General features: G+C 64.7%; 23 protein-coding genes. 9 read left to right on the top strand and 14 right to left on the bottom strand.

Translation table 11 applies throughout. The features are described from left to right. Positions 1-40 precede the first annotated feature (40 nt). From EN852_RS30375 to hisS, 5 genes are all read right to left on the bottom strand, one after another. Entirely contained in the window at positions 41-664 is a 624-nt protein-coding gene (locus EN852_RS30375; protein WP_127879583.1) for a poly-gamma-glutamate hydrolase family protein, read from the bottom strand. Positions 665-674: 10 nt separating this feature from the next. Further along, the gene (locus tag EN852_RS30370) at positions 675-2,435 is read right to left on the bottom strand and encodes an AMP-binding protein (protein ID WP_127879582.1); all 1,761 of its coding nucleotides are present in this window, start codon (positions 2,433-2,435) and stop codon (positions 675-677) included. 204 nt (positions 2,436-2,639) lie between these two features. Beyond that, on the bottom strand, positions 2,640-3,338 hold the full coding sequence (gene hisG, locus EN852_RS30365; protein ID WP_127879580.1) for an ATP phosphoribosyltransferase: 699 nt from the start codon (positions 3,336-3,338) through the stop codon (positions 2,640-2,642). After that, on the bottom strand, positions 3,335-4,453 hold the full coding sequence (locus tag EN852_RS30360; RefSeq protein ID WP_127879578.1) for an ATP phosphoribosyltransferase regulatory subunit: 1,119 nt from the start codon (positions 4,451-4,453) through the stop codon (positions 3,335-3,337). The genes hisG and EN852_RS30360 overlap by 4 nt, the downstream gene beginning before the upstream one ends. A gap of 178 nt (positions 4,454-4,631) precedes the next feature. Next, positions 4,632-6,137: a histidine--tRNA ligase gene (gene hisS / locus EN852_RS30350; RefSeq protein ID WP_127879601.1), complete on the bottom strand. Its 1,506-nt coding sequence runs from the start codon at positions 6,135-6,137 to the stop codon at positions 4,632-4,634. A 487-nt stretch (positions 6,138-6,624) separates the two neighbouring features. Between hisS and EN852_RS30345 the strand changes: the two genes are divergently transcribed. After that, on the top strand, positions 6,625-6,852 hold the full coding sequence (locus EN852_RS30345; RefSeq protein ID WP_112130047.1) for a hypothetical protein: 228 nt from the start codon (positions 6,625-6,627) through the stop codon (positions 6,850-6,852). Between the two features lie 93 nt (positions 6,853-6,945). Here EN852_RS30345 and EN852_RS30340 read toward each other — a convergent pair whose 3' ends face one another. Further along, the gene (locus EN852_RS30340) at positions 6,946-7,584 is read right to left on the bottom strand and encodes a DNA-3-methyladenine glycosylase I (protein ID WP_127879574.1); all 639 of its coding nucleotides are present in this window, start codon (positions 7,582-7,584) and stop codon (positions 6,946-6,948) included. A 215-nt stretch (positions 7,585-7,799) separates the two neighbouring features. Between EN852_RS30340 and EN852_RS30335 the strand changes: the two genes are divergently transcribed. Both EN852_RS30335 and EN852_RS30330 read left to right on the top strand, forming a co-directional pair. Continuing rightward, entirely contained in the window at positions 7,800-8,540 is a 741-nt protein-coding gene (locus tag EN852_RS30335; RefSeq protein ID WP_127879572.1) for a L,D-transpeptidase, read from the top strand. Positions 8,541-9,011: 471 nt separating this feature from the next. After that, a complete protein-coding gene (locus EN852_RS30330) occupies positions 9,012-9,932 on the top strand; it encodes a bifunctional 5,10-methylenetetrahydrofolate dehydrogenase/5,10-methenyltetrahydrofolate cyclohydrolase (RefSeq protein ID WP_127879570.1) in 921 nt (306 codons plus the stop codon). Between the two features lie 147 nt (positions 9,933-10,079). On the opposite strand, the gene glcF is transcribed toward EN852_RS30330, so the two are convergent. The 6 genes from glcF to EN852_RS30300 form a co-directional block, all read right to left on the bottom strand. After that, positions 10,080-11,405 carry a glycolate oxidase subunit GlcF gene (gene glcF, locus EN852_RS30325; RefSeq protein ID WP_127879568.1) on the bottom strand — a complete coding sequence of 442 codons (1,326 nt, stop codon included), beginning with the start codon at positions 11,403-11,405 and terminating at the stop codon, positions 10,080-10,082. A 10-nt stretch (positions 11,406-11,415) separates the two neighbouring features. Further along, on the bottom strand, positions 11,416-11,805 hold the full coding sequence (locus EN852_RS30320; protein WP_127879566.1) for a DUF4870 domain-containing protein: 390 nt from the start codon (positions 11,803-11,805) through the stop codon (positions 11,416-11,418). Then, a complete protein-coding gene (locus EN852_RS30315; RefSeq protein WP_127879564.1) occupies positions 11,802-13,058 on the bottom strand; it encodes an FAD-binding protein in 1,257 nt (418 codons plus the stop codon). Before EN852_RS30315 ends, EN852_RS30320 begins: the two co-directional genes overlap by 4 nt. A gap of 214 nt (positions 13,059-13,272) precedes the next feature. Continuing rightward, on the bottom strand, positions 13,273-13,737 hold the full coding sequence (locus EN852_RS30310) for a DUF559 domain-containing protein (protein WP_246694455.1): 465 nt from the start codon (positions 13,735-13,737) through the stop codon (positions 13,273-13,275). 47 nt (positions 13,738-13,784) lie between these two features. Beyond that, entirely contained in the window at positions 13,785-15,281 is a 1,497-nt protein-coding gene (locus tag EN852_RS30305; protein ID WP_127879561.1) for an FAD-linked oxidase C-terminal domain-containing protein, read from the bottom strand. A 264-nt stretch (positions 15,282-15,545) separates the two neighbouring features. After that, entirely contained in the window at positions 15,546-16,868 is a 1,323-nt protein-coding gene (locus EN852_RS30300; RefSeq protein WP_127879560.1) for a DUF3422 family protein, read from the bottom strand. A 207-nt stretch (positions 16,869-17,075) separates the two neighbouring features. Here EN852_RS30300 and EN852_RS30295 point away from each other — a divergent pair, with 207 nt between their 5' ends. The 3 genes from EN852_RS30295 to EN852_RS30285 all read left to right on the top strand — a co-directional run bounded on the left by EN852_RS30295 (position 17,076) and on the right by EN852_RS30285 (position 19,868). Then, the gene (locus EN852_RS30295) at positions 17,076-17,879 is read left to right on the top strand and encodes an FCD domain-containing protein (protein ID WP_127879559.1); all 804 of its coding nucleotides are present in this window, start codon (positions 17,076-17,078) and stop codon (positions 17,877-17,879) included. 23 nt (positions 17,880-17,902) lie between these two features. After that, positions 17,903-19,039, top strand: a complete 1,137-nt coding sequence (locus EN852_RS30290; RefSeq protein ID WP_127879558.1) for an alpha-hydroxy acid oxidase — start codon at positions 17,903-17,905, stop codon at positions 19,037-19,039. A gap of 61 nt (positions 19,040-19,100) precedes the next feature. After that, the gene (locus EN852_RS30285) at positions 19,101-19,868 is read left to right on the top strand and encodes a metallophosphoesterase (RefSeq protein WP_127879556.1); all 768 of its coding nucleotides are present in this window, start codon (positions 19,101-19,103) and stop codon (positions 19,866-19,868) included. A gap of 97 nt (positions 19,869-19,965) precedes the next feature. Here EN852_RS30285 and EN852_RS43245 read toward each other — a convergent pair whose 3' ends face one another. Both EN852_RS43245 and EN852_RS30275 read right to left on the bottom strand, forming a co-directional pair. Beyond that, positions 19,966-20,097: a hypothetical protein gene (locus EN852_RS43245; RefSeq protein ID WP_263481599.1), complete on the bottom strand. Its 132-nt coding sequence runs from the start codon at positions 20,095-20,097 to the stop codon at positions 19,966-19,968. Positions 20,098-20,391: 294 nt separating this feature from the next. Continuing rightward, on the bottom strand, positions 20,392-21,090 hold the full coding sequence (locus EN852_RS30275) for a type 1 glutamine amidotransferase (protein WP_112130056.1): 699 nt from the start codon (positions 21,088-21,090) through the stop codon (positions 20,392-20,394). An 87-nt stretch (positions 21,091-21,177) separates the two neighbouring features. On the opposite strand from EN852_RS30275, the gene EN852_RS30270 reads away from it, so the two are divergent. The 3 genes from EN852_RS30270 to EN852_RS30260 all read left to right on the top strand — a co-directional run bounded on the left by EN852_RS30270 (position 21,178) and on the right by EN852_RS30260 (position 24,246). Beyond that, on the top strand, positions 21,178-21,840 hold the full coding sequence (locus EN852_RS30270; RefSeq protein ID WP_127879555.1) for a hypothetical protein: 663 nt from the start codon (positions 21,178-21,180) through the stop codon (positions 21,838-21,840). 133 nt (positions 21,841-21,973) lie between these two features. Next, on the top strand, positions 21,974-22,708 hold the full coding sequence (locus EN852_RS30265) for a 16S rRNA (uracil(1498)-N(3))-methyltransferase (RefSeq protein ID WP_127879553.1): 735 nt from the start codon (positions 21,974-21,976) through the stop codon (positions 22,706-22,708). A 164-nt stretch (positions 22,709-22,872) separates the two neighbouring features. After that, positions 22,873-24,246 carry a glutamate--cysteine ligase gene (locus EN852_RS30260; protein WP_127879551.1) on the top strand — a complete coding sequence of 458 codons (1,374 nt, stop codon included), beginning with the start codon at positions 22,873-22,875 and terminating at the stop codon, positions 24,244-24,246. Positions 24,247-24,306 lie beyond the last annotated feature (60 nt).

Genomic DNA, 24,306 nt, shown 5'->3' with positions numbered 1-24,306 from the left:
CCCCCTAAGATCGCGACGCGCTTTAGTCCAGGCGCGCCGTTCAAAACATGATCGGGGACCGGGCACCGTTCCTGGCGTCGACTATGTCGATGGCCTCGCGGACCGCCCCACAGAATCTCTCCAGAAGCTCCGGCTCGTTGCCCAGCTGGCGGCGCAGCGAGAAAGGCACTTCCAGCTGTGCTCCTTTTCCCGTCAGTCCGCGATTGACGATGTTCGAATCCTGGATGCCCGGAAAGGGATGATTGTCCTTTTGCGTCTGGAAGCCGGCCTCATGCAGACGCCAGGCTATCCCCGAAACCAACGCGGCGTCCTTGCCGCCCAGGTAGACCGTCGCGAGATCGTCGCGATCCTGACGGCCGTGGATGGCGACGACGGTGGACTTCGTCCGCAACAGGTCCAGCGCGGTTGCCTCGTCAAAGTTCCTGGACGTTATGTGCAGCTCCCGGTTGCTTTCCGGCATCAGCCCTTCAAAGCAATACATGTCGAGATCGCCGCCGGCTATCGTCTCGGTGATCAGGGAAGTGCGGGGCTCGATCTTGCCGCCATGCGGGGCCATGACGATGGCACCGCCGGTTCGCGCGCCACGCCGGACGACGATGCGATAATCCACGTTTTCGATCTTGGCGGCTTTCAACGCCGCGAAATTTGGAAACTCGTTGTCCATGAATGCCGTTTCAAGCCGTCTTCTGCGCCACCAGCCCCAATTCTTCCACCATCGCCTCGCGCATCAGGAATTTCTGCGGCTTGCCGGTCACCGTCATCGGCAATTCGGTGCGGAAACGGATGTGGCGCGGCACCTTGTAATGCGCGATCTGGCCGGCGCAGAAGGCCTTGATTTCTTCGGCGGTGGCGATCTGGCCGGGCTTCAAGACGATCCAGGCGCAGAGCTCCTCGCCATATTTGTCGTCGGGAATGCCGAAGACCTGCACTTCCTTGATCTTGGGATGGCGGTAGAGGAATTCCTCGACTTCTCGCGGATAGACGTTCTCGCCGCCGCGAATGACCATGTCCTTCACCCGGCCGACGATGTTGCAATAGCCCTCGGCGTCGATGGTGGCGAGGTCGCCGGTGTGCATCCAGCCGTCTGCGTCGATCGCCTCGCGGGTCTTCTCCGCGTCGTCCCAATAGCCCTTCATCACCGAATAGCCGCGCGTGCAAAGCTCGCCTGGCTCGCCGACCGCGACGGTCGCACCGTCCGCGCCGATCGCCTTCACCTCGACATGCGGGTGGATGCGCCCGACCGTGGAGACACGCTTTTCCAGCGGGTCGTCGACGCTGCTCTGGAAGGAGACAGGGCTGGTCTCCGTCATGCCATAGGCGATGGTCACCTGGCTCATATGCATCAGCGACACCACCTTCTTCATCACCTCGATCGGGCACGGCGAGCCGGCCATGATGCCGGTTCGCAGGCTGGAGAGGTCGAAGCTGGCGAAATCCGCATGGTCGAGCATGGCGACGAACATGGTCGGCACGCCGTAGAGGCCGGTGCAGCGCTCCTGCGCGACCGCCTTCAGCGTCGCGCCGGCGTCAAAACCTTCGCCCGGGAAAACCATGGTCGCGCCCTTGGAGACGCAGCCCATCGTGCCCATCGACATGCCGAAGCAATGGTAGAGCGGCACCGGGATGCAGAGCCGGTCGTCGACGGTTAGTTTTATCGCCGAGGTGACGAAATTGCCGTTGTTGACGATGTTCGCGTGAGTGAGCGTCGCGCCCTTGGGCGCGCCGGTCGTGCCGGAGGTGAACTGGATGTTGATGGCATCTGCGGGCTTCAGGCTCTCCGAGATACGGTCGAGACTGTCGTGCTCGTCGCGGCCGCCCATGGCCAGCACATCGCCGAAATTGAACATGCCGGGCGAGTTGTCGTCGCCCATGCGGATGACGATCTTCAGCGCCGGCAGTTTTTTCGCCTTGAGGTTGCCGGACTCCGCCCTGGCGATCTCCGGCGCCAGCGTCTCGATCATGCCGAGATAGTCGGATGTCTTGAACTGGGCCGCCGTGACCAGTGCCTTGCAGCCGACCTTGTTGAGCGCATATTCCAGCTCGGTCAGCCGATAGGCCGGGTTGATGTTGACCAGGATCAGGCCGATGCGGGCGGTGGCGAACTGCGTCACCAGCCATTCCCAGCGGTTCGGCGACCAGATGCCGACGCGGTCGCCCTTTTCCAGCCCGAGCGCCAGGAAACCGGCGGCCAAAGCGTCGACCGCATCCGAGAGCTCGCTCCAGGTGAAGCGCTTGTCCTGACCGACGAAGACGGCGGCGTCGAGCGTGGCGTATCTGCTCACCGTATCGGAGAACAGCTCCGGAATGGTCTTGTCGAGCAAAGGCACCGAGCGATCGCCCGACACATGCGCCTTGCCATCGACCGGAGCAATCAAGCTGTTGCCGGTCTTGCGCAGATTGCTGGCGTTCATAAGCTCGTCGAGTTTGATCGCCATCGCCGTTCCTCCCCGGGATGATTGAGACTATCAGCCTGCAAGGGCGGTGGAAACCCGCCGAAGGTACTGACCCTCGCCCAGCCTCCGCTTCGCTCGGCTGACCTCTTCCCGATGGGAGAGGAGACTGTCGGCGCCGGCGCTTACCTCTTCTCCCCGTCGGGGAGAAGGTGGCCGCGAAGCGGTCGGATGAGGGGAGCGCCGACGCTACTCCGTTATCGCTGACATCTTCGCGGCGATATCGCGCACCTGCTCTTCATCCACCGCATCACGCTGCTTCCTGGACGCGACCAGACAGGCCTGAGACTTGAGGATCACCCCGTCGCCCAGCACCTTGAGGTGGTTGGCGCGCAGCGTCGAGCCGGTGGTGGTGATGTCGACAATGACGTCCGCGAGCCCTGCCGCCGGCGCGCCTTCGGTGGCGCCGAGGCTTTCGACGATACGATAGACCTGGATGCCGTGCTTGAGCGAAAAGAACTGCTGCGTCAGCCGCCAGTATTTGGTGGCGATCCTGAGCCGCCTGCCGTGGCGCTGGCGGAAATCGGCGGCGACGTCATCGAGGTCGGCCATGGTATCGACATCGAGCCAGATGTCGGGCACCGCGACCACGACGTCGGCATGGCCGAAGCCGAGGCGCGCGACGATCTCGGCGCGTGTTTCCCAATCGGCGAGGTTCTCGCGCAGCAGATCCTCGCCGGTGATGCCGAGATCGACCGATCCTTGCCCGATCTCGCCGGCGATCTCGGAAGCCGAGAGAAAGGCCACTTCGACATTGTCGAGCCCGTCGATGCGGGCGCGGTATTTGCGGTTGTCCTCCGGCAGGGTGACGGCAAGGCCAGCCTTGGCCAGCACTTCGAGAGACTGTTCCTTGAGACGGCCTTTTGACGGGATCGCCAGCGTGATCATTGCGCTGCCTCCCGCAAGGCTTCGATGCGGTCGAGCCAGACCGAGAAGCCGACGCCGGGGATGGGCTTTTTTGCTCCGAGCAGCGTCAGCAACCGATCGTAACGGCCGCCGCCGGCCAGCGGGCGATCGCCTCCCTGGACAGCGATCTCGAAGACGAGGCCGGTATAATAGTCGAGCGGACGGCCGAAGGCGGCGTCGTAACGGATCTGCGCCGCAGGCAGGCCATGCGCCTCGATCGCCTTGGCGCGGGCGGCGAAATTCTCCAGCGCCGGTCCTAGCGACAGGCCGGCACCGGCGGCGAATTTTTCCAGCGCCGCGGTCGCGCCGCTGAGCGCGACGTCGATCTCGAGAAAACCCTTCAGCGCCGAAAAGGCGTCATCGGACAGGCGCACGCTGCGCAACTGCGCCTTCTCGATCAGCCTGCGCGCAATGTCGGCGGGCGCGCGGCCGCCGGAAGCCGACAGACCGGCCTCCTCCATGCCTTCGGCAATGTGCGCGGCGAGGCCTTCCGCATCGCCGTCGAGTACCAGCAAGGCAACCGGACCGGACAGCTGGCTGTTGCGCGGCGGATAGGCGAGATCGGCAAGGGCCGCTTCCAGCATCGGCGCCGAGCCGAAGGCACGGGCGAGGCGCATGCGCCAGCCGCGCGGCAGGCCGAGCGCCGCCAGCACCGCCTCGAACAGGGTCTGGTCGCCAAGCGTGATGGCGAGCGCCTTTCCGGGCAGCACCAGAGACAGCAGCGCATGCGCGTCGGCCAGCGAGCGGGCATCGGCGGCGGCCGTGTCAAGGTCGCCGAGGTCCTCGATACCGGCCTGGAAGAACTCGTTGCCGCCTTCGCGACGCTGGCGGAACACTTCGCCGAGATAGGAATAGCGACGCGGCGTACCCGCCTGGCTGGCGATGTGGTCAAGGCAGACCGGAATGGTGAATTCGGGCCGCAGGCACAGTGTCTTGCCGGTCTCGCTCTCGGTCAGGAAGATGCGGCGGCGCAGGTCTTCGCCCGCCATGTCGAGAAACGGATCGGCCGGCTGCAGCACGGCGACCTCGACGCGATGCGTGTCGCGGGTGGCGAAGAGTTTTGCAATGTCGGCGGCGATGGCGGGGCGGGTGGTCATGGATAGGTTGGGCGCGAGGCCCCCCTCTCTGTCGTGCCGGACATCTCCCCCTCAAAGGGGGAGATTTGCAGTTTGAGCGCCGCGCCTCCTCCTGCAACGTTGAAAATTGGCGAAAGCCGTCGCGACATCCAATCTCCCCCCTTGAGGGGGAGATGGCCGGCAGGCCAGAGAGGGGGGCTCAAGCGCCACCCTTTGTGCGGTCGGCCGCCTGTGCAGCGAGTATCTTCTTCACCTCAGCCACCAGGTCACCCTCCGCCACCGTGACCTGCGCCGGCCTTGCGGCGCGCCATTCGGCATTGTCGGTGATCTCGGCCGACATGCGCGCGCCTTCGATGAGGTCCTTGATCTGCACCTCGCCCTTGGCGCGCTCGTCGCCGCCCTGGATGATCGCCACCGGGCTGCCGCGGCGGTCGGCATATTTGAGCTGCGCCTTCATGCCGGCGCCGCCGAGATACATTTCGGAGCGGATGCCGGCGGCGCGCAGGTCGGCGACCATTTTCTGGTAGCGGCCGAGGCTTTCCGTGTCCTTGTCCATGACCAGCACGACGACCGGGGCGATGACGTCGGAGGTATCGATCTTGCCGAGGTTCTTCAGCGCCGTCATCAGCCGCGAGACGCCGATGGAGAAGCCGGTCGCCGGCACCGGCTCGCCGCGGAAGCGCGAGACCAGCCCGTCATAGCGACCGCCGCCGCCGACCGAACCGAAGCGCACGATCTGGCCTTCGTCATTGGGGATTTCGGCCAGTAGCTCGGCCTCGAAGACCGGGCCGGTGTAGTATTCGAGGCCGCGCACGACGGAGCGGTCCATCACGATGCGGTCTTCGCCGTAGCCCGCGGCTCTAACCAGGGCCTCGATCGTTGCGAGTTCGCCGACGCCTTCCTGATAGACGGCGTTGGCATTGACGCTGGCGTCCCGGGCGGCCTGCCCGTTCCTGGCCGTTGCCAGGAGAACCGCCTCGGCTTGCGTATCATTCAATCCAGCGCCCTTGGCGAAGTCGCCCTCGCCTTCCTTGCCGCCATCCCAGCGTCCGGGACCAAGCAGGAGCCTGACGCCTTCCGGGCCAAGCTTGTCCAGCTTGTCGATGGCGCGCAGCACGGTCAGCCTCCGTCCGGCATTTTCCTCGCCGCCAAGCCCGATCGCCTCCAGCACGCCGTCGAGCACCTTGCGGTTGTTGACGCGAATGACATAGTCGCCGCGCTTGATGCCGAGCGCTTCCATGACGTCGGCCATCATCATCGCCATCTCGGCGTCGGCCGCGACGCCCGGCGTGCCGATCGTGTCGGCATCGAACTGCATGAACTGGCGGAAGCGGCCGGGACCCGGCTTCTCGTTGCGGAACACCCAGCCGGAACGGTAGCTACGATAAGGCTTTGGCAGCTTGTCGAAATTTTCCGCCACGAAACGCGCCGTCGGCGCGGTCAGGTCGTAGCGCAGCGACAGCCACTGGTCGTCGTCGTCCTGGAAGGAAAACACGCCTTCGTTCGGCCGGTCCTGGTCGGGCAGGAATTTGCCCAGAGCATCGGTGTATTCGATCATCGGCTGGTCGACCGGCTCGAAGCCATAGAGCTCATAGACCGAGCGGATGGTCGCCATCATCTTCTCGACGGCGCGGATGTCTTCGGCGCTGCGGTCGGCAAAACCGCGCGGCAGCCGCGCTTTCGTCTTCTCGGATTTGTCGGCCATGGGATCGGTACTCAGTGTTTCGTGGCTCGCCATGGATAGGAAATTTCCTATTTCTAAGGCGCGCGTGTCCTAACCGATGCTGCTTGGTGCGGCAAGGGTTTGCAGCCTAAGTCGCAAGCGCCGCGCCGCCCCTCATCCGCCCTTCGGGCACCTTCTCCCCGTGGAACGGGGAGAAGGAGGAGCCTCGGCGCTGGCGCGACAGCTCCGGCGCGGGTGATTGGCGAAAACCACGGCGGCAGCTGTCCAGCGGATAGATGGGTAACACTTTGAACCGGATACATAGGTAACAGTTTTCTCCCCCTATGATGCGGTCGCCGCAGCGCCGAGCGGCGAAGATTAGCGTCGGTCTTGGTTTCGGGTATTTTGAGGTTCCAGCCCACCTTTCGAAACAAACCACACCAAAAACGAAACAATTCCGCCACCAGCGCGGCATGCTGCCGACACAATCGACGACCATAAAGCGCGCCGAAACAAGGGGTTCGGGGCCATGACGACGGCTGAAGACATCATCGAGAACGAGACCGCAAGGCTGAGGCCTGCCGGGGTTTCGGCGCTCAAGCCGGCGCAGCAGCCGGCCGGGCCGTTCGAGGTTGCGGCGGCCAAGCCGAGCGCGCGCGACGCGCTGGTGACCGGGCTTTTGGTGATCTACCCGGCTTTCGCGGCGGTGGCGGCGATCCTCGCTGGGTTGTTTTTGGCAGGTGCCAGCAGGGTTTGAGCTGAGGTCTATTGGGAATCTCGAAGGTCGCCGCTGCCCCTCATCCGCCCTTCGGGCACCTTCTCCCCGTGAAGGGGGAGAAGGGAAAACCCTTCATTTCGGCCGCTTAAGTTTCTTGCGCTCTTGCTCCACCTCCGCCCTGCAGTAGCAGCCCTCGAGATGGTCGTTGACCAGGCCCATCGCCTGCATGAAGGCGTAGACCGTCGTCGGGCCGACAAAGCTCCAGCCGCGCTTCTTCAACTCCTTCGAGATCCTGACCGACACGGCCGTCGTCGGATTGGCGCGCAGATGCGCGAGGTCGACGATTTCCGGACGCTCGTCCGGGCCCGGTTCAAACTTCCAGAACCAGGCGGCTAAAGAGCCGAACTCGTCGACCATCTCGCGGGCGCGTTTGGCGTTGTTGATGGTCGAGACGATCTTGCCGCGATGGCGGATGATGCCGGCATTGCCGAGCAGGCGCTCGACGTCCGCGTCGGTGAATGCGGCCACCTTGTCGAAGTCGAAGCCGGCGAAAGCCTCGCGGAAATTCTCGCGCTTGCGCAGGATGGTGAGCCACGAGAGGCCGGATTGGAATCCCTCGAGGCAGATCTTTTCGAACAGCCGGCGATCATCCGTAACCGGGCGGCCCCATTCATGGTCGTGGTAATGGAGATAGTCCGGCAAATTGCCATGCCAGAAGCAGCGCGCCTTCCCGTCAGGGCCGTCGAGAATGCCGGCATTTTCAGTCGCCATCGCTACCAAATCCATTCGTTAATGCGCTTCCGCGCTGGTTTTACCGTGGCTTTACCAGATTCCTGAACCGGCCGGTAACCACACCAAAAGGTTTACTGACAAAGCGGCATTTTACGCATTCCGATTCATGTTTTGCTTGCCGCTACGCGCCAAGGATCGCGCAACCGAAGGGCCCTCCGCTCTCGGCACGAGTTCGACGATCAAGGTGCGTTCCGATGAAGACAGCGTTCTGTTCCCTGCTTGGTGCCGCGGCGATCCTTGCCGCCGGCGCCACGACTACCCTTGCCAATGACCGCTATGCCGATATGCCGCCGGTGACGGTGAGCCCCGACCTTTCGGCGCCCTGGGTGCTGCAGCTTGGCCATGCGCCGGGCATCGTGCGGCCGGCCCGGCAGGCGATGCAGCAGCCGCTGCTGCGCCTTTTCCAGGCGCAGCCCGACCGGCAGCGCACGGCGGCCGTGCAGCAGCCGGCCAGGCGCATGGTGATGCGGCCGCAGATCAACCCGATCTATCTGCCGCAGGAAGTTGCCTATGACGGGCCGGCGAAGCCGGGCACCATCGTCATCGATACGCACCAGAATTTCCTCTATCTGGTCGAGAAGAACGGCAAGGCGCGGCGTTATGGCGTCGGCACCGGCAAGCCCGGCTTCGAATGGTCGGGCACGCACAAGATCACCGACAAGAAGGTTTGGCCTGACTGGCGGCCGCCGGCGGAGATGATCAAGCGCGAGGCCGCCAAGGGCCGTTACCTGCCGACGTATCTCGCCGGCGGCATCGAGAACCCGCTCGGCGCGCGCGCGCTCTATCTCGGCACCACCGAATACCGCATCCACGGCACCAACCAGCCCTGGACGATCGGCGGCGCGGTGTCTTCCGGCTGCATCCGCATGCGCAATGAGGATGTCGTCGACCTTTACGAGCGCGTGAATGTCGGAACCACCGTCGAGGTGATATAGCCGCAGCGAATCGGCCGGTTAGACGGCGCAGCACTTTTTAGTTCGATGCTGTTGCCGACAAGTCATAGTGCGATCCTTCGGGATGTGCTTAAACCGGCGGCAGAGTTTACGGGGGACGGGCCGTGTGGGGATACGGCCGGTCACGAAAGGGCAGCGCGGGCAACTGCGCTGCCCTTTTCGTTTTTGCGTCTTCTTTGACGCATGGCGCGCTAGAGCATGTCTCCCGAAAGTGGGAACCGGTTTCGGGATAAAGACATGCGTAAAACTAAAAACCTAAAGCGCATGGAGCGAATCTGAAAGATCGCGACGCGCTTTAGGTCGCCCCAAAAGCAGGCGGTTTCGCTTTCGGGGCTGATTTCGCGGCGCTCCTCTGCTATTGCAGTGCACAAATCCTGATAGTCACGCAATTCCGGTCGCAACGCCGCTTACGCGCTTTTCCTTGAATTGCTTCAGAAGGCAGAGGTGCCAGCCATGACCCGGACCGACAACAGCCGCTATTTGAAAGGCGGCCCGGTCGCCCAGCGCATCATCGCTTCGGTGCGCGAGGACGCCGCGATTGCAGCAGCCGAAGGCTTTCCGCCGAAGCTGGTGTCGATCACTGTCGGCGATACCGAAGCGGTCGACGTCTATGTGCGCAATCAGCGCGCCAAGGCCGCTCTTGCCGGCATCGGCTTCGAGGAGCGTCGCTTCGCCGCCGACATCACCGCCGGCGAGTTGGAAGCGGCGATCCATGGCCTCAACGCCGATCCGCGCGTCACCGGCATCATCATCCAGCGGCCGGTTCCGGCGCATATCCCGATCAAGACGCTGCAGGCGGCGGTGCATCCGCTGAAGGACGTCGAGGGCATGCACCCGGCCTCGATCGGCAACATCGTCTACAACCAGCTCGATCTGGCGCCCTGCACGGCGGCGGCCTCGGTCGAACTGCTGAAGGAGACCGGCCTCGAGCTCAAGGGACTTGAAGTGGTCGTCGTCGGCCATTCCGAGATCGTCGGCAAGCCGATCGCCTTCCTGCTGATGAGCGAAGGCGCGACGGTGACGGTGTGCCACCACATGACGCGATCGGTGGCGGCGCATGCACGGCGTGCCGACGCGCTGTTCGTCGCGGTCGGCAAGCCCAGGCTGATCAAGGCCGACATGGTGAAGCCGGGGGCTTGCGTCATCGACATCGGCATCAACTCGGAGGTCGGACCCGACGGCGAAACCCGCATCGTCGGCGATGTCGACACTGACAGCGTCAAGGAAGTGGCGTCGTGGATCACGCCGGTGCCGGGCGGCGTCGGCCCGCTCACCGTGGCGATCCTGTTGCGCAACACCATGGTGGCGCTCAACCGCCAGCGCGCGCTCTACCGCGCGACCTACGGCGTGGCGGACCAGCTCGCGGCGGAGTAGCACGGGCCCTCACCCGGCCTCCGCTTCGCTCGGCCGACCTCTCCCGGTGGGGGAAAGGAGATTGTCGACGCAAGCGCCAACCTCTTCTCCCCTCGGGGAGAAGGTGGCCGCAAAGCGGCCAGATGAGGGGGGAGCTGGCGACGAGGATCACTCTGCTGCCGCAAGCCCTCCCTCAGAAACACCCTCAGGCTTCGGACCGCCATAGGCCCAGTCGAGCAGTTTGATCGTGTGCACCACCGGCAGCCTGGCGGCGGACGCGATCTGGGTGATGCAGCCGATATTGCCGGTGGCGACGATCTCGGCGCCGGTCGCCTCGATGTTTCTCACCTTGCGGTCGCGCAATTTGGCGGAAATGTCGGGCTGCAGGATGTTGTAGGTGCCGGCGGAGCCGCAGCATAAATGCCCCTCGCGCGGCTCGCGCACGACGAAGCCCGCCTTGGCGAGCAACTCCTTCGGCTGGCGCGTGATCCTCTGGCCGTGCTGCATCGAGCAGGCGGAATGGTACGCGACGATCATGCCCGGCTTGCGCACCGGCTCGGGCAGGTCGAGCGTGGCGAGATATTCCGTGACGTCCTTGGCCAGCGCCGAGACGCGCGCGGCCTTGTCCGCATAGGCCGGATCAAGGCGCAGCATGAAACCGTAATCCTTGATGGTCGTGCCGCAGCCCGACGCGGTGATGATGATGGCGTCGAGCCCGCCTTGCTCGATGGCGCGGGTCCAGGCGTCGACATTCCGTCTGGCCGAGGCAAGAGCCTGATCCTCGCGGCCCATGTGATGGACGAGCGCGCCGCAGCAGCCCTCGCCTTCCGGCACCACGACCTCGACGCCCAGCCTGGTCAGCAGCGAGATGGTGGCGTCGTTGATGGCGGGATCGAGCACCGATTGCGCGCAGCCGGTAAGGATGGCGACGCGGCCGCGCTTTGTTCCCTGCCCGGCATGCACACCAGGCGAGGCCTTTGGCGACACAGGCGGAAGTGACGATGGGGCGAGCTTCAGCATGGCGGCGACCGGCTTCAAGGCCGGCAGTTTTTCGAACAGGCCGATGAAAGGCCGGCCGAGCCCGGCCAGTTTCAGCGCCGCGCGGAAGCGGCTGGGATAAGGCAGCACGAAGGCCAGCATGGCCCGGGTCAGCCGGTCGAGCAGCGGCCGCTTGTAGGTCTCCTGGATATGGGCGCGGGCGTGGTCGACCAGATGCATGTAGTTCACGCCCGACGGACATGTCGTCATACAGGCAAGGCAGGACAGGCAGCGGTCGATATGGGTGACGATCTCCTTGTCCGCCGGGCGGGCGTTCTCCAGCATGTCCTTGATGAGGTAGATGCGGCCGCGCGGCGAATCCAGCTCGTTGCCAAGCGTCACATAGGTCGGGCAGGTGGCGGTGCAGAAGCCGCAATGCACGCATTTGCGCAGGATTTTCTCCGATTCCGCGACATGCGGATCGGCGAGCTGGGCAAGGGAGAAATTGGTCTGCACGCAGAAATCCTTACTGTCCCAGAAGCCAGCTTTGCGGGTTCCTTACGGGCTCGCCGCGCTGCAGCGCCTGGATGCCGAGAATGCAGCGGGCGATGAACCAGACGGCGACGGCCAACATCAGCACGAAGCCGATCACAAGCATCATCAGCACCACCGAGATCAGCGCGTAGAGAACGCCGATCCAGAACGTCCTGATCAGGAACGTATAGTGGCTTTCGACGAAGCCGCCGGCCTTGCCGCGGTTGATGTAGGCAAGCACGATGCCGACAATGCCGGTGATGCCGATGACGAGGCCGGCGAGGTAGAGGATGTAGATGACCAGCGCGTTGGTCTGGCCCGGCTCCAGCCAGCGATCAGTCTGGCGCGGCGCGCTGCTCGGTCCTGGATCGGTATTGCTCATGATGCTGCTCCCTCCGTTGATTGGACGAGAGTAGCAGAGCCGGCGCCTGGCGCCATGCGGCCGGGGTTGAGTATATTCTTCGGGTCGAATTCGGCCTTGAGCCGCGCCGAGAGCGCCGCCAGATGTGGCGGCTGCGGTTCGAAGACCGGCAGCGCGGCGCGATGCGGGGCGGAGGCGCGCACCAGCGTCGCATGGCCGCCGCCATGCTTGCGGATCAAGCCGCGCAGAAGCTCGGCCTCCGGATCGTCCTCGCGCATGGAGAGCCACACCAGGCCACCCTGCCAGTCGTAGAATGCGTCGACCGCCACCTGCATGCGCAGCGCCATCACCATGTGGTGCGCCGCGGACGGCGCCATCGAGACGCGCCAGACCGCTCGCGCGCCGCCGTCGGCGAAGGGCCGGCAGTCGCGGATGTCGCGCCAGATCGTTTTCGACGCTTCGCCGGCGATCTCTTCCAGCGGCCCGGCCTTGCCGAGCAGCTGCTTGAGCGCTTCGATGCGATAGACGACCGAGGGGCCAAACCCCTCGACGCGCAGCAGCGTGGCGGCGTCGCTGCCGTGCTTGCCGCCGGCGACACGTGCGGCGATGCGTTCCGGCAGATGCGCCGCGCTCGACACCTCGGCGCTGGAGCCCAGCGCCATCGCCATGGCGACGACGGCGGCCTCGTCGAGCAGGCCGCGAATGGCCAGAGTCACTTCCGTTTCCGCTGCCGGCAAGACCTTGAACGTGACATCGGTGAGCACGGCGAGCGTGCCCCAGCTGTTCGCCATCAGCTTGGAAAGGTCGTAGCCGGTGACGTTCTTGACGACGCGTCCGCCCGACTTGAAGGCCTCGCCACGGCCGGAGACCGCGGCGACGCCAAGGATATGGTCGCGCGCGGCGCCTGCCTTCAGCCGCCGAGGGCCGGACAGGTTCGTGGCGAGCACGCCGCCGATGGTGCCTCTGCCTGGCTCGCCGCCGAGCAGCGGAGCGTAGTCCATCGGCTCGAAGGCAAATTGCTGGCCGTTTTCCGCAAGCAGTCTTTCGATCTCGGCGAGCGGCGTGCCGGCCTTGGCGGAGAGGACCAATTCGGCCGGCTCGTAGAGGGTGACGCCGGTGAGCGTGGAGAGGTCGAGCGTGTGCTCGGTCTGCAGCGGACGGCCGATGCCGCGCTTGGAGCCGTGGCCGAGGATTTCCAGCGGCGTTTCTTCGCCGGCCGCCCATTGGATGGTGGCGAGGACTTCGGCGGAAGAGGATGGGGTGAAGGTGGTCATGGGCGGGCGCCTTTCCTCGCCCCCGCAAGGCCAGGGCAATCGCATACGGCGGCGCTGCCCCCTCTCTGTCCGCCATGCGGACACCTCTCCCCCATTTCATGGGGGCGAGGAAACGCCAACCGCCGATGTCGCGACCTTGAAAAGCTTGGGTTCCTCGCCCCCGCAAAGCGGGGGAGAGGTGGCTCGGGCGAAGCCCGAGACGGAGAGGGGGCCATCATAGAGCGCTGTCTCCCGTCTTCCTGGCTGCGAAAACAAACCTGAGGTCGGCAGCAACGACGTCTTCAACAAGCCGCCCTTCCAGCGCTGCGAGGATCGTCTCGCAAACGCTCCTCCTGTTCTTCAAAACATCGAAGCTCCAAAACCGCAAAACCGAGAAGCCCTCGCCCCGCATGAATTCATCCCGCCGCCTGTCGTATGAACTGTCCGCGTGCTGGCTGCCATCTAGCTCCACGATCAGCTTTTGGCTCCTGCAGGCGAAATCCGCGAAATACGGACCGATGGGCATCTGGCCAACGAATTTATATCCGCCGAGCTTTCTTGCCTTCAGTTCGCTCCAGAGGATTGCTTCCGCCTGATTATCACCGTGACGCAGCTCGCGGGCTCGGGCGAGCTTTTCGGGCGAGCGGCGGCTTGGCTGATAGGGCGTCCCCCTCTCCGTCTCGGGCTTCGCCCGAGCCACCTCTCCCCCGCTTTGCGGGGGCGAGGAACTTTGATCCCGCGCCCCCATCAAAACCTCGGAATATCCGGAAACGCCACTTGCCCGCGATGCACATGCATCCTTCCCAGCTCCGCGCACCGGCGCAGTTGCGGAAACACTTTCCCCGGGTTGAGCAGATGGTTGGGGTCGAAGGCGCATTTGACGCGCATCTGCTGGTCGAGGTCGATCTGGTTGAACATTTCCGGCATCAGGTCGCGCTTCTCGACACCGACGCCGTGCTCGCCGGTCAGCACGCCGCCGACCTCGACGCAAAGCCGCAAAATGTCGGCGCCGAAGCTTTCGGCCTTGTCGAGCTCGCCCGGCACATTGGCGTCGTAGAGGATCAGCGGGTGCAGATTGCCGTCGCCGGCATGGAAGACATTGGCGACGCCAAGCCCGTATTTCTCGGAAAGTTCGCGCATGCCGGCCAGCACCCTCGGCAATTCCTTGCGCGGAATGGTGCCGTCCATGCAGTAATAGTCCGGCGAGATGCGGCCAACGGCCGGGAAAGCCGCCTTGCGCCCGGCCCAGAAGCTCAGCCGCTCCTGCTCGGACTGCGAGATGCGGCAGGTGGTCGAGCCGTTCCTATAGGCGATCGCCTCGACGAGACCGATCAGATGGTCGACCTCGACGCTCGGCCCGTCCAGCTCGACGATGAGCAGCGCCTCGACGTCGAGCGGGTAACCGGCATGGACGAAATCCTCCGCCGCATGGATCGCCGGGCGGTCCATCATCTCCATGCCGCCCGGAATGATGCCGGCGCCGATGATGTCGGCGACGCATTGGCCGCCCTCTTCGCTGGTCGGAAAGCCGATCAGCAGCGCGCGCGCCGTCTCCGGCTTTTTCAGGATCCGCACCGTCACCTCGGTGACAACGCCGAGCAAGCCTTCAGAGCCGGTCATCACGCCGAGCAGGTCGTAGCCTTCCTGATCGAGGTGACTGCCGCCGAGCCTGACCACCTCGCCATTCATCAGCACCATCTCGATGCCCAGCACATTGTTGGCGGTAAGCCCGTATTTCAGGCAGTGCACGCCGCCGGAATTTTCCGCGACATTGCCGCCGATCGAGCAGGCGATCTGGGAGGATGGATCGGGGGCATAGTAGAAGCCCTCCTGCTCGACGGCGGTGGTGATGCCGAGATTGGTGACGCCCGGCTGAGCGACCACGATGCGGTTGGGGTAGTCGATTTGAAGGATGCGGTTGAAACGGCTCATCACCAGCAGCACCGCATCTTCCAGCGGCAGCGCGCCGCCGGAGAGCGAAGTGCCGGAGCCGCGCGGCACGACGCGGATGTTGCGCTCGTTGCAGTATTTGAGAACCCGCGAGACCTGAGCCACCGTTTCCGGCAACACGACGACCAGCGGCAATTGCCGGTAGGCGGTCAGGCCGTCGCTTTCGAAGGCGCGCATTTCATTGGCCGTGTCGACGACGCCCTCGCCCGGCACGATGATGCGCATGTCGGCTACGATCTCGGCGCGCCGGCGCAGCGTCTCGGCATCTGGCTTGGGCATGGCTAGGCCGGACATCGGTCATCTCGCTTGACTGGTCAAAATCTTTTACCAGCCTGATCGTTTTGTTGCAAACGCTGCTTTGGTCGCATCGGGCGGCGAGCGTCGTGCCCAGCTTCCGCAGCGGCAATCTGCCGCTGGCGCTCCACCCTCCCCTTTGTGGGGAGGGTCGCGAACGAAGTGAGCGGGGCGGGGGCCGCGTTGGCGAGGCGCTTTACGAGCCCCCTCCCCGATCCGCTGCGCGGATCGACCCTCCCCACAAGGGGGAGGGTAAAGAGGTGCCTACTCGCCCGGATGCTTCGCCGGCTCGGAATGCATTTTGCGCACCCGGCGCACGCCCCACCAGACGAGCAGGATGGCGACCGGCACGGAGGCGGCGGTGACGACCTCGGGCGCGAAGGCATGGCCGAAGACCGAGGCGCCCTTGGCGACATAGCCGATGAGACCGACGACGTAGTACGACACGGCGGCCACGGACAGGCCTTCGACCGTCTGCTGCAGGCGCAGTTGCAGCCGGGCCCGGTTGTTCATCGATGCCAGCAGGTCACGGTTCTGCTTCTCGACTTCGACATCGACCCAGGTGCGCAGAAGCGTGGTCGCGCGGGTGAGCTTTCGCGAGAGGTTGGCCTGGCGCTCCTCGACCGAGCGGCAGGTGCGCATGGCCGGTGCCATGCGCCGCAGCAGGAAGCCCGCCCAGGTGTCGAAACCCTGCACCGGCTCTTCATCCAGCGCCTCCAGCCTTTCGGTAACGATGCCGTCATAGGCGCGGCTGGCGCCGAAGCGGTAAAGGCTGGAGGCGGCGTCGGCCTCGAGCTCGGCGGCGAGCTCGGTGAGGTCTGCGAGAAGCGTCTGGCTGTCGCGGGTCTCGACGGCCTTCATTTCCAGCGTGGTCTGGGCCAGGCGGTCCTCGATACGGCGGGCACGGCCGGACAGCGTCAACGCCAGCGGCAGGCCGAACATGGCGAGCGTGCGGTAGGTCTCGATGTCGATCAGCCGCTGCGACAAGGCGCCGGTGCTGGCCGGCGTCAAGCCGCGGTCGAGCACCAGCATGCGGGTCAGGCCGTCGCCGTCCTGGCGGAAATCGGTGATGATGGCGGCGGCGCCACGCTCGACCAGCGAATAGCACAGGCTGGTCGGATCGAAGCCGGCGATCAGCCTTTCGCTCGCCTGCGTCCATTTGCGGATTTCGAGGCGGATGCCGGAAATCACCGTGCCAGGCGGCGAGAAGCCGTTGCCGAAGGGCGAATCCTCCTGCCCCCGGCCGTTCTCGGCCAATGGCCCCTCCCACAGATAAGTCGAGAATTCCGTATGCCGCTCCCAACGCAGCGAGCCCTTGCCCCATTTCATGGCGTGGTGGCGCGCGTTGCGCTCCGGCGCGGCGATGCCCAGCCGCCGCGAAAGCTCCGAGAGCACGGCATGGTCGACCGCGGCGCCGGCCTCGGTCATGAAAGAAAGCTGGATCAGCACGCGCGGCTTTTCTATCAGCGGGTGCGGACGGGCATGGACCTCGCCAATCGCGCCGGGCCGCCCCTCATGCGCCGGCAAGCCCAGGACGCTGCCTTGGGCACGCGGCTGGAATTCGAGACTGGACATCTCGTCGGACACGGCTGGTCCCCCTGTTTTCGACCCTTCGTGCAACCCGGTCGTCTTGCGGCAATCGGCGGGACGCGTAAACAGCAAATATTAGCATCCGGCGATGGCGGCGCGCGGCAGCGGATCCGACCAGATCGAGCAAATTGGATAAATAATTTGACCAGTTGGCGACAGACGCATTAATCTGGGCGACATCCATTCCGTTCTCCAGGCGCCCCTTTGAGCGACATTTTCTCCAGGATCGAGCATTCGCGCACCGCCGACGAGGTGGTTCAGCAGATCGAGAGCCTGATCCTCGAAGGCGTTCTGCGCACCGGTGACCGGCTGCCCGGCGAACGCGAGCTGGCGCGCCAGTTCGACGTGTCGCGACCGATCCTGCGCGATGCGCTGAAGGCGCTGGAGGGGCGCGGACTGCTGACGACGCGACCCGGCGGCGGCACGTATATCGCCGACGTCATCGGCCAGCTCTTCACCAAGCCGGTGACGGACCTCATCTCCACGCACCGCAAGGCGGTGACCGACTATCTGGAGTACCGGCGCGAGATCGAGGCGGTGGCGGCCGAATATGCGGCGCGGCGGGCAACGCCGGAGGATCTTAAGCTGCTCGACCGCATCATGGCGCGCATGGACGAGGCGCACCGGACCGGCGACTTCGACGACGAGGCGGAGATCGACGTCGAGTTCCATCACGCGGTGTGCGAATGCGCGCACAACATCATCCTGCTGCACACACTGCGCTCCTGCTACCGGCTGTTGTCGGAAGGCGTTTTCCAGAACCGGCTTCTGGTGTTCGGCGTGCCCGGCGCGCGCGAGGCGCTGCTCGAGCAGCACCGGGCGATCCATGGCGCGATCAAGGCCGGCGATCCGATCGCCGCGCGCAAGGCTGCGATGGATCACATCAGTTATGTCGAGCGCTCGATGGCGGAAGCCGAGCGCAGCGGCGACTGGCAGCGCGTCTCCCGGCTGCGGCTGAGACAGCGCTCGGATGCCGGCGATATCGAACCCACACGCAAACGCTCCTAACCACAGATTTAGCGGGGACCACCATGAGCGAAATCCTCACCATCGCCGACCTCAAGGACCTGGCGCGCCGCAGGGTGCCGAAGATGTTCTTCGACTATGCCGATTCCGGCGCATGGACCGAGAGCACCTACCGCGCCAACGAAGAAGACTTCGGCAAGATAAAATTCCGCCAGCGCGTGCTGGTCGACATGAGCAACCGCTCGCTGGAATCGACCATGATCGGCCAGAAGGTGGCGATGCCGGTGGCGCTCGCGCCAACCGGGCTGACCGGCATGCAGCATGCCGACGGCGAGATGCTGGCGGCACAGGCGGCGGAAGCGTTCGGGGTGCCGTTCACGCTCTCCACCATGAGCATCTGCTCGATCGAGGATGTCGCCTCGGCGACGAAGAAGCCGTTCTGGTTCCAGCTCTATGTGCTGCGCGATAAGGATTTCGTGCTCAACCTGATCGACCGCGCCAAGGCGGCAAAGTGCTCGGCGCTGGTGCTGACGCTCGATCTGCAGATCCTGGGACAGCGCCACAAGGACGTGCGCAACGGGCTTTCGGCGCCGCCCAAAATGACGCTTGCCAACATCATCGACCTTGCGCTGAAGCCGCGCTGGTGCCTGGGCATCGCTGGCACGCCGCGCCGCACCTTCCGCAACATCGTCGGCCACGCCAAGGGGGTCGGCGACGTGTCTTCGCTGTCGTCCTGGACGAATGAGCAGTTCGATCCGCACCTGTCGTGGAAGGATGTCGCCTGGATCAAGGAGCGCTGGGGCGGCAAGCTGATCTTGAAAGGCATTCTCGACAAGGAGGACGCGCTGATGGCGGCCGAGACCGGCGCCGATGCGATCGTGGTCTCCAACCATGGCGGGCGGCAGCTCGACGGCGCGCCGTCCTCGATCTCGGTGCTGGAAGAAATCGCCGATGCGGTCGGCGACAGGATCGAAGTCCATATGGACGGCGGCATCCGCTCCGGCCAGGACGTGCTCAAGGCGCTCTGCCTCGGCGCCAAGGGCACCTATATCGGCCGGCCGTTTCTATACGGCCTCGGCGCGATGGGCAAGGACGGCGTCACCAAGGCGCTCGAGATCATCCGCAAGGAGATGGACGTCACGATGGCGCTGTGCGGCAAGCGCCTCGTGGCCGACATGGGCAAGGAGCAGTTGCGGCGCTAGGGCGTTGTTCATCGATCGGCACTAGGCTTGGCCCCAACTGTCCCCTGGGAACATGTCCACCTTGACCGAAACGAGCATCCACTATCTCGACGCGCGCGGGCCTGACGGCATGCGGCTCTACGCCATTGGCGATGTGCACGGGCGCCACGACCTTCTCGTCGCCATGCACCGGCGCATCGAAAGCCAACTGGAACATGCACCCCCCTCCGACTGGCGCATCATCCATCTCGGCGACTATGTCGACCGCGGGCCGGACTCCAAAAGCGTCATCGACTTCCTGATCGAGGCGCGCAAGCGCGATCCGCGCAACATCATGCTCGCCGGCAACCACGATATCGGCATGCTCGAATTCCTGGCCGATGCCGAGCCGGACGGCCTGTTCATGAATTACGGCGGCGTGCAGACCGCGCAGTCCTATGGAGTCGATCTTCTGCGCGACGCCCATTGGTACGGCAAGGCGGAGGCCGTCGCGCGCGGACACGCTGCGCTGGTGAAAGCGGTGCCGCGCAACCATGTCGATTTCCTGCAGTCGCTGACGTTTTCGGTCAGTTTCGGCGACTTCTTCTTCTGCCATGCCGGGATAAGGCCGGGCGTGCCGCTCGACAATCAGAACCAGCAGGACCTGATCTGGATCCGCGATGCCTTCCACGATCACCAGGAGCTTTTTTCGAAGGTGATCGTGCACGGGCACACGCCAGTGCCCGAGGCCGAGGTGAAGGCCAACCGGGTCAATGTCGATACGCTCGCCTGGAAATCGGGGACGCTGAGCGCGCTCGCCGTCAACGGCGGCGACAAGCAGATTATCGACGTGCAAGGCAAGGCGCTCTAAGGCGTGCTGATATTCAGGTGAGGCTGGCCTGACCTGAATCTCAACACGCCTTCGGCGCGATCCCGGGCGCGGGCGTGCTTGCGATTTTTGTCGAGGCTTAGTTCAGCGAGGCGGTGACGCCGTAGCCGTCGACGGCCCGGTGGTTGGTCGCTGCGTCGGCGGCATAAATGCCCAGGCCGCAGAGCACGATTGCAGACAGCATGACAAAAGACAGGAGAGCTGCTTTCACGGACGTCATCTCTGGTTAAGCTTTCTGCATCTGGGCACGAGGCGGTTACCAATGCGTTGAAACGATAAAATGCGTCTCAATGTTTCGACGATTTCGCGCTTCTAAGCAGATTCTGTTTCGCCGGTGTGTCGGCTGGATCACACAAAAGGTTCATGGCGGTTGCACCGGCGATACAAAGCGCGCCCTCTTAGGGGAGCGGCCGGACACAAACCAAGGAAGAAGAGCGTTATCCCCAGGCGCAGGCGCCGAGGCGTGCCAATTATGCCACGCTTCGGCCGACGAGGGATTGGATGCTTAGATGGTAGCCACCCAGGCGCGGGCAATCGCCAGCCCGGCGGCATCGGCTTCGGGGCCATTACCTGCCAACTCATTGTCGAGCCGGTCGTTCCAGTCGGGGTGACGCTCGGCGATCGTTGCCGCGAAGGACGTGCTCCAGTCGCGCACCATCGGCGTGTCCGCCTCGAAATGGAACTGGAAGCCATAGACGGCGCGGCCGAGGCGGAAGGCCTGGTTCTCGGCCACCGGACTGCCCGCAAGCCGCACGGCATTCTCAGGCAGTGCAAAAGTGTCGTCGTGCCATTCGAAGATCGGGAATTGTTCGGGCAGCGCCGCCAGCACCGGGTCCAACTTCGCGGCGGGCGTCAGCGAGACCTTGTGCCAGCCGAACTCGGTGGCGCCGCCGATGTGGTTGTCGCCACCAAACGCGCGGGCAAGGAGCTGGCTGCCGAGGCAGATGCCGAGCACCGAGCGATCCTTCTCGGCGAAATCGCGCGTCAGCTCAAGGAGCGCCGGGAAATAGGGATATTCCTCGTCTGCCAGCGCATTCTGCCCGCCGCCCAGCACGACCATCGCGTCATGCTCGCCTGCATCCTGCGGCAACGGATCGCCCTGGTATGGACGCCGCAGGTCGAGATCGGCGCCCGCCTCGGCCAGAGCGGCACCGACCTGGCCGAGGCCGGTATTGTCGTAGTTCTGGACCACCAGCACGCGCATCTAGAATCCTGCTGACATGAAAATGCTGGGGCGAGCGATATCATGCGGCCCGTGTTTCAGCCAAGATGCGGATCGAGAGACAAAACTATGCCACTGCAGAACCGGGTCGATCCCTTCGGCGCCATCCATGCCGTGGCGGAGCGCGGCCTGCTCACCGGCAATCGCGGCATCATCCACGACCCCGAGACGAAAACGCTGTTGAAGAAGCGCTGGGCTTTGCAGGCCTGGATCATCTGCGTGTGCCAGTTCCGAAATGTGCGGCGCGAACCGATGGGCCGTAATCGCCAAAACAATGGTGACTTGGGAGCAAAGGCCGGCTGGACCGAACTGTTCTTCCTCGACGAGGTGACGGCATTGGCTGCAGGCCACAGGCCCTGTTTCTTCTGCCGGCGCGAACGGGCGACCGATTTCGTCGGCCGCTTCGGCAGGGCCTTCGGGGTCGACGAGCCACGCGCGCCGATGGTCGACAAAAGGCTGCACAAGGAAAGGCTGGCTTCAGGCGGACGGCCACCTCTCGTAACCGTGCCGGAGCTTGGCGGCTTGCCTGATGGCGCGATGATCGCGGATGGCGACAGTGCCTATGCGCTGCGTTCCGGCAAGGCATTTAAATGGTCTTTCGCGGGTTACGCCAGTCCAACCGGCTTCGATCGCTTCACCGGCCGGTCGCTGCGCCTGCTAACGCCGGCGACCACCGTCGCGGTGCTGCGGCAAGGCTATGCGCCGGCCTGGCATCCCACCGCCGACACTTGACGATATCCACCGCCTCGCCCATTGCTCGCCAGATATTCGCGGGGTGGCCCGCAAATATCTGCCTAGATTCCCTTGTTTTTCGCAGGTTCTGATCGCAAAACCGCGAGGACACTTTTGCGGAACCTGCTCGGCCATGCGCGCCAACTACAAAATGCAGCGGCTGTTCGTGCCGGACGATCTTGGGCCCGGCCTCGAATTCGATGCCGGACAGCAGCAGAGCCATTATCTCGCCCATGTGCTGCGGCTCGGCGAAGGCGCCGAGGTTCTCTTGTTCAACGGCCGCGACGGCGAATGGTCAGCCGCGATCGTCGCCCGATCCAAGAAGGCGGTCCGGCTGAAAGTGCTGGAACTGCAGCGGCCGCAGCCGCCGCTGCCCGATCTCGTCTATTGCTTCGCGCCGCTGAAACAGGGCCGGCTCGACTATCTGGTGCAGAAGGCCGTCGAGATGGGCGCCGGCATCCTTCAACCGGTCATCACCCAGCACACGCAAGTGGCGAAGCCCGGCATCGAGCGGCTGCGCGCCAATGTCGTCGAAGCGGCCGAGCAATGCGGCATACTGGCGGTGCCGGAGGTGCGCGAAGCGGAGAAGCTGGAACGGCTGCTTGCCGGCTGGGACAGGGAGCGGCGGCTGATCTTCTGCGATGAGGACGCCTCGACCAACAATCCGCTGCCGGCCTTGCAAGCGGTCAAAGAGAAGAAACTTGCGCTTCTGGTCGGTCCGGAAGGCGGATTTTCCGAGGACGAGCGCAAGATGCTGAGAGCCCTGCCTTTCGTCACCGCAATTCCGCTCGGGCCGCGCATCCTGCGCGCCGACACGGCGGCGGTGGCGGCACTAGCCGCGATCCAGGCGACGATCGGCGACTGGTAGCATCTTCGCTTCTCCCCCAGGGGCCTACGAGGGGAGAGGGAAAGGCCGAGCCATACAGATCAAATCCAGTTGAGCCGTGGCTCAGGATTTTTCGCTTGATCGGCTACTGACATTTCGTCCATCTAGCGCCCGGCGGCCAACTGACCGCTGCGGAGGGCTTTCTCATGGCGCGCGACACAACCGATACACAGCCCATCGAAGGGATCGACGAACTGGTCGGCTATCTGGCCGCCGGCAACAAGCCGCGCGACAAATGGCGGATCGGCACCGAGCACGAGAAATTCCCCTTCTATGTCGACGGCAACGCGCCGGTGCCCTATGGCGGCGAGCGCGGCATCCGCGCCATTCTCGAAGGCATGCAGCAAAAGCTTGGCTGGGACCCGATCATGGATGCGGGCCGCATCATCGGCCTTGTCGAGCCGACGGGACAGGGCGCGATCTCGCTGGAGCCAGGCGGCCAGTTCGAGCTTTCCGGCGCGCCGCTGGAATCGATCCACCAGACCTGCCGCGAAGGCAACGCGCATCTGGCGCAGGTGCGCGAGATCGCCGAGCCGCTCGGCATCCGCTTCCTCGGCCTCGGCGGCAGCCCGAAATGGTCGCTGGCCGACACGCCGAAAATGCCGAAGTCGCGCTACGAGATCATGACGCGCTACATGCCGAAGGTCGGCACCAAGGGCCTCGACATGATGTACCGCACCTGCACGATCCAGGTGAATCTCGACTTCGAGAGCGAGGCCGACATGCGCCGCAAGATGCAGGTGTCGCTGAAGCTGCAGCCGCTGTCGACGGCGCTGTTCGCCAACTCGCCCTTCACCGAAAGCCGGCCGAACGGGCTGCAGAGCTGGCGCGGCGACATCTGGCGCGACACCGACAACCAGCGCTCCGGCATGCTCGAATTCTGCTTCTCGCCCGATTTCGGCTTCGCCGACTATGTCGAATGGGCGCTCGACGTGCCGATGTATTTCGTCATCCGCGACGGCCAGTATCACGACATGACGCGCTACACCTTCCGCCAGTTCATGGCGGGCTCGGCGCGCAATGAAATCCCCGACGGCCTGCCGACCATGGGCGACTGGGCAAATCACCTCTCGACCCTGTTCCCCGACGTGCGCCTGAAGCGCTTCCTCGAAATGCGCGGCGCCGACGGCGGCCCGTGGCGGCGCATCTGCGCCCTGCCCGCCTTCTGGGTCGGGCTGCTTTACGATGAGCAGGCGCTGGACGCCGCCGAGACGCTGACCGCAAGCTGGACCTATGAAGAGGCGCTGGCGATGCGCAACGCCGTGCCGGAGCTGGGCATAGCCGCGCCGTTCCGCAACGCCACCTTGCGCGACGTCGCCCGCGACGTGCTCGCCATCTCGCGCGCGGGCCTGAAGAACCGCGGCAAGAAGAACCGTGACGGCTACGACGAGACGTCGTTCCTCAACACGCTGGACGAGGTCGTGTCGCGCGGCACGACCAGCGCCGAGGAGATGCTGTCGGCCTACCACACGCGCTGGGGCGGCTCGATCGAGCCGGTGTTCATGGAATATGCCTATTAACCGTCCGCTACCCGCTACGCGGTTGGTTGGCAAAAGCCGCTTCAATCAGTGATCGAAACG

The sequence above is a fragment of the Mesorhizobium sp. M2E.F.Ca.ET.209.01.1.1 genome, from assembly GCF_004010375.2.
Classification (GTDB): Bacteria; Pseudomonadota; Alphaproteobacteria; order Rhizobiales; family Rhizobiaceae; genus Mesorhizobium.
This window is presented reverse-complemented; position numbering and strand designations above follow the sequence as displayed.

Bases quoted from the DNA above. Each gene is read 5' to 3' on its own strand.
- EN852_RS30315 (WP_127879564.1), bottom strand. From the start codon at position 13,058: ATGACCACCTTCACCCCATCCTCTTCCGCCGAAGTCCTCGCCACCATC.
- hisG (WP_127879580.1), bottom strand. From the start codon at position 3,338: ATGATCACGCTGGCGATCCCGTCAAAAGGCCGTCTCAAGGAACAGTCT.
- EN852_RS30330 (WP_127879570.1), top strand. From the start codon at position 9,012: ATGACCCGGACCGACAACAGCCGCTATTTGAAAGGCGGCCCGGTCGCC.
- EN852_RS30270 (WP_127879555.1), top strand. From the start codon at position 21,178: ATGCCACTGCAGAACCGGGTCGATCCCTTCGGCGCCATCCATGCCGTG.
- EN852_RS30260 (WP_127879551.1), top strand. From the start codon at position 22,873: ATGGCGCGCGACACAACCGATACACAGCCCATCGAAGGGATCGACGAA.
- EN852_RS30335 (WP_127879572.1), top strand. From the start codon at position 7,800: ATGAAGACAGCGTTCTGTTCCCTGCTTGGTGCCGCGGCGATCCTTGCC.
- EN852_RS30290 (WP_127879558.1), top strand. From the start codon at position 17,903: ATGAGCGAAATCCTCACCATCGCCGACCTCAAGGACCTGGCGCGCCGC.
- hisS (WP_127879601.1), bottom strand. From the start codon at position 6,137: ATGGCCGACAAATCCGAGAAGACGAAAGCGCGGCTGCCGCGCGGTTTT.
- EN852_RS30375 (WP_127879583.1), bottom strand. From the start codon at position 664: ATGGACAACGAGTTTCCAAATTTCGCGGCGTTGAAAGCCGCCAAGATC.
- EN852_RS30360 (WP_127879578.1), bottom strand. From the start codon at position 4,453: ATGACCACCCGCCCCGCCATCGCCGCCGACATTGCAAAACTCTTCGCC.
- EN852_RS30265 (WP_127879553.1), top strand. From the start codon at position 21,974: ATGCGCGCCAACTACAAAATGCAGCGGCTGTTCGTGCCGGACGATCTT.
- EN852_RS30345 (WP_112130047.1), top strand. From the start codon at position 6,625: ATGACGACGGCTGAAGACATCATCGAGAACGAGACCGCAAGGCTGAGG.
- EN852_RS30340 (WP_127879574.1), bottom strand. From the start codon at position 7,584: ATGGCGACTGAAAATGCCGGCATTCTCGACGGCCCTGACGGGAAGGCG.
- EN852_RS30305 (WP_127879561.1), bottom strand. From the start codon at position 15,281: ATGTCCGGCCTAGCCATGCCCAAGCCAGATGCCGAGACGCTGCGCCGG.
- EN852_RS30320 (WP_127879566.1), bottom strand. From the start codon at position 11,805: ATGAGCAATACCGATCCAGGACCGAGCAGCGCGCCGCGCCAGACTGAT.
- EN852_RS30370 (WP_127879582.1), bottom strand. From the start codon at position 2,435: ATGGCGATCAAACTCGACGAGCTTATGAACGCCAGCAATCTGCGCAAG.
- EN852_RS30275 (WP_112130056.1), bottom strand. From the start codon at position 21,090: ATGCGCGTGCTGGTGGTCCAGAACTACGACAATACCGGCCTCGGCCAG.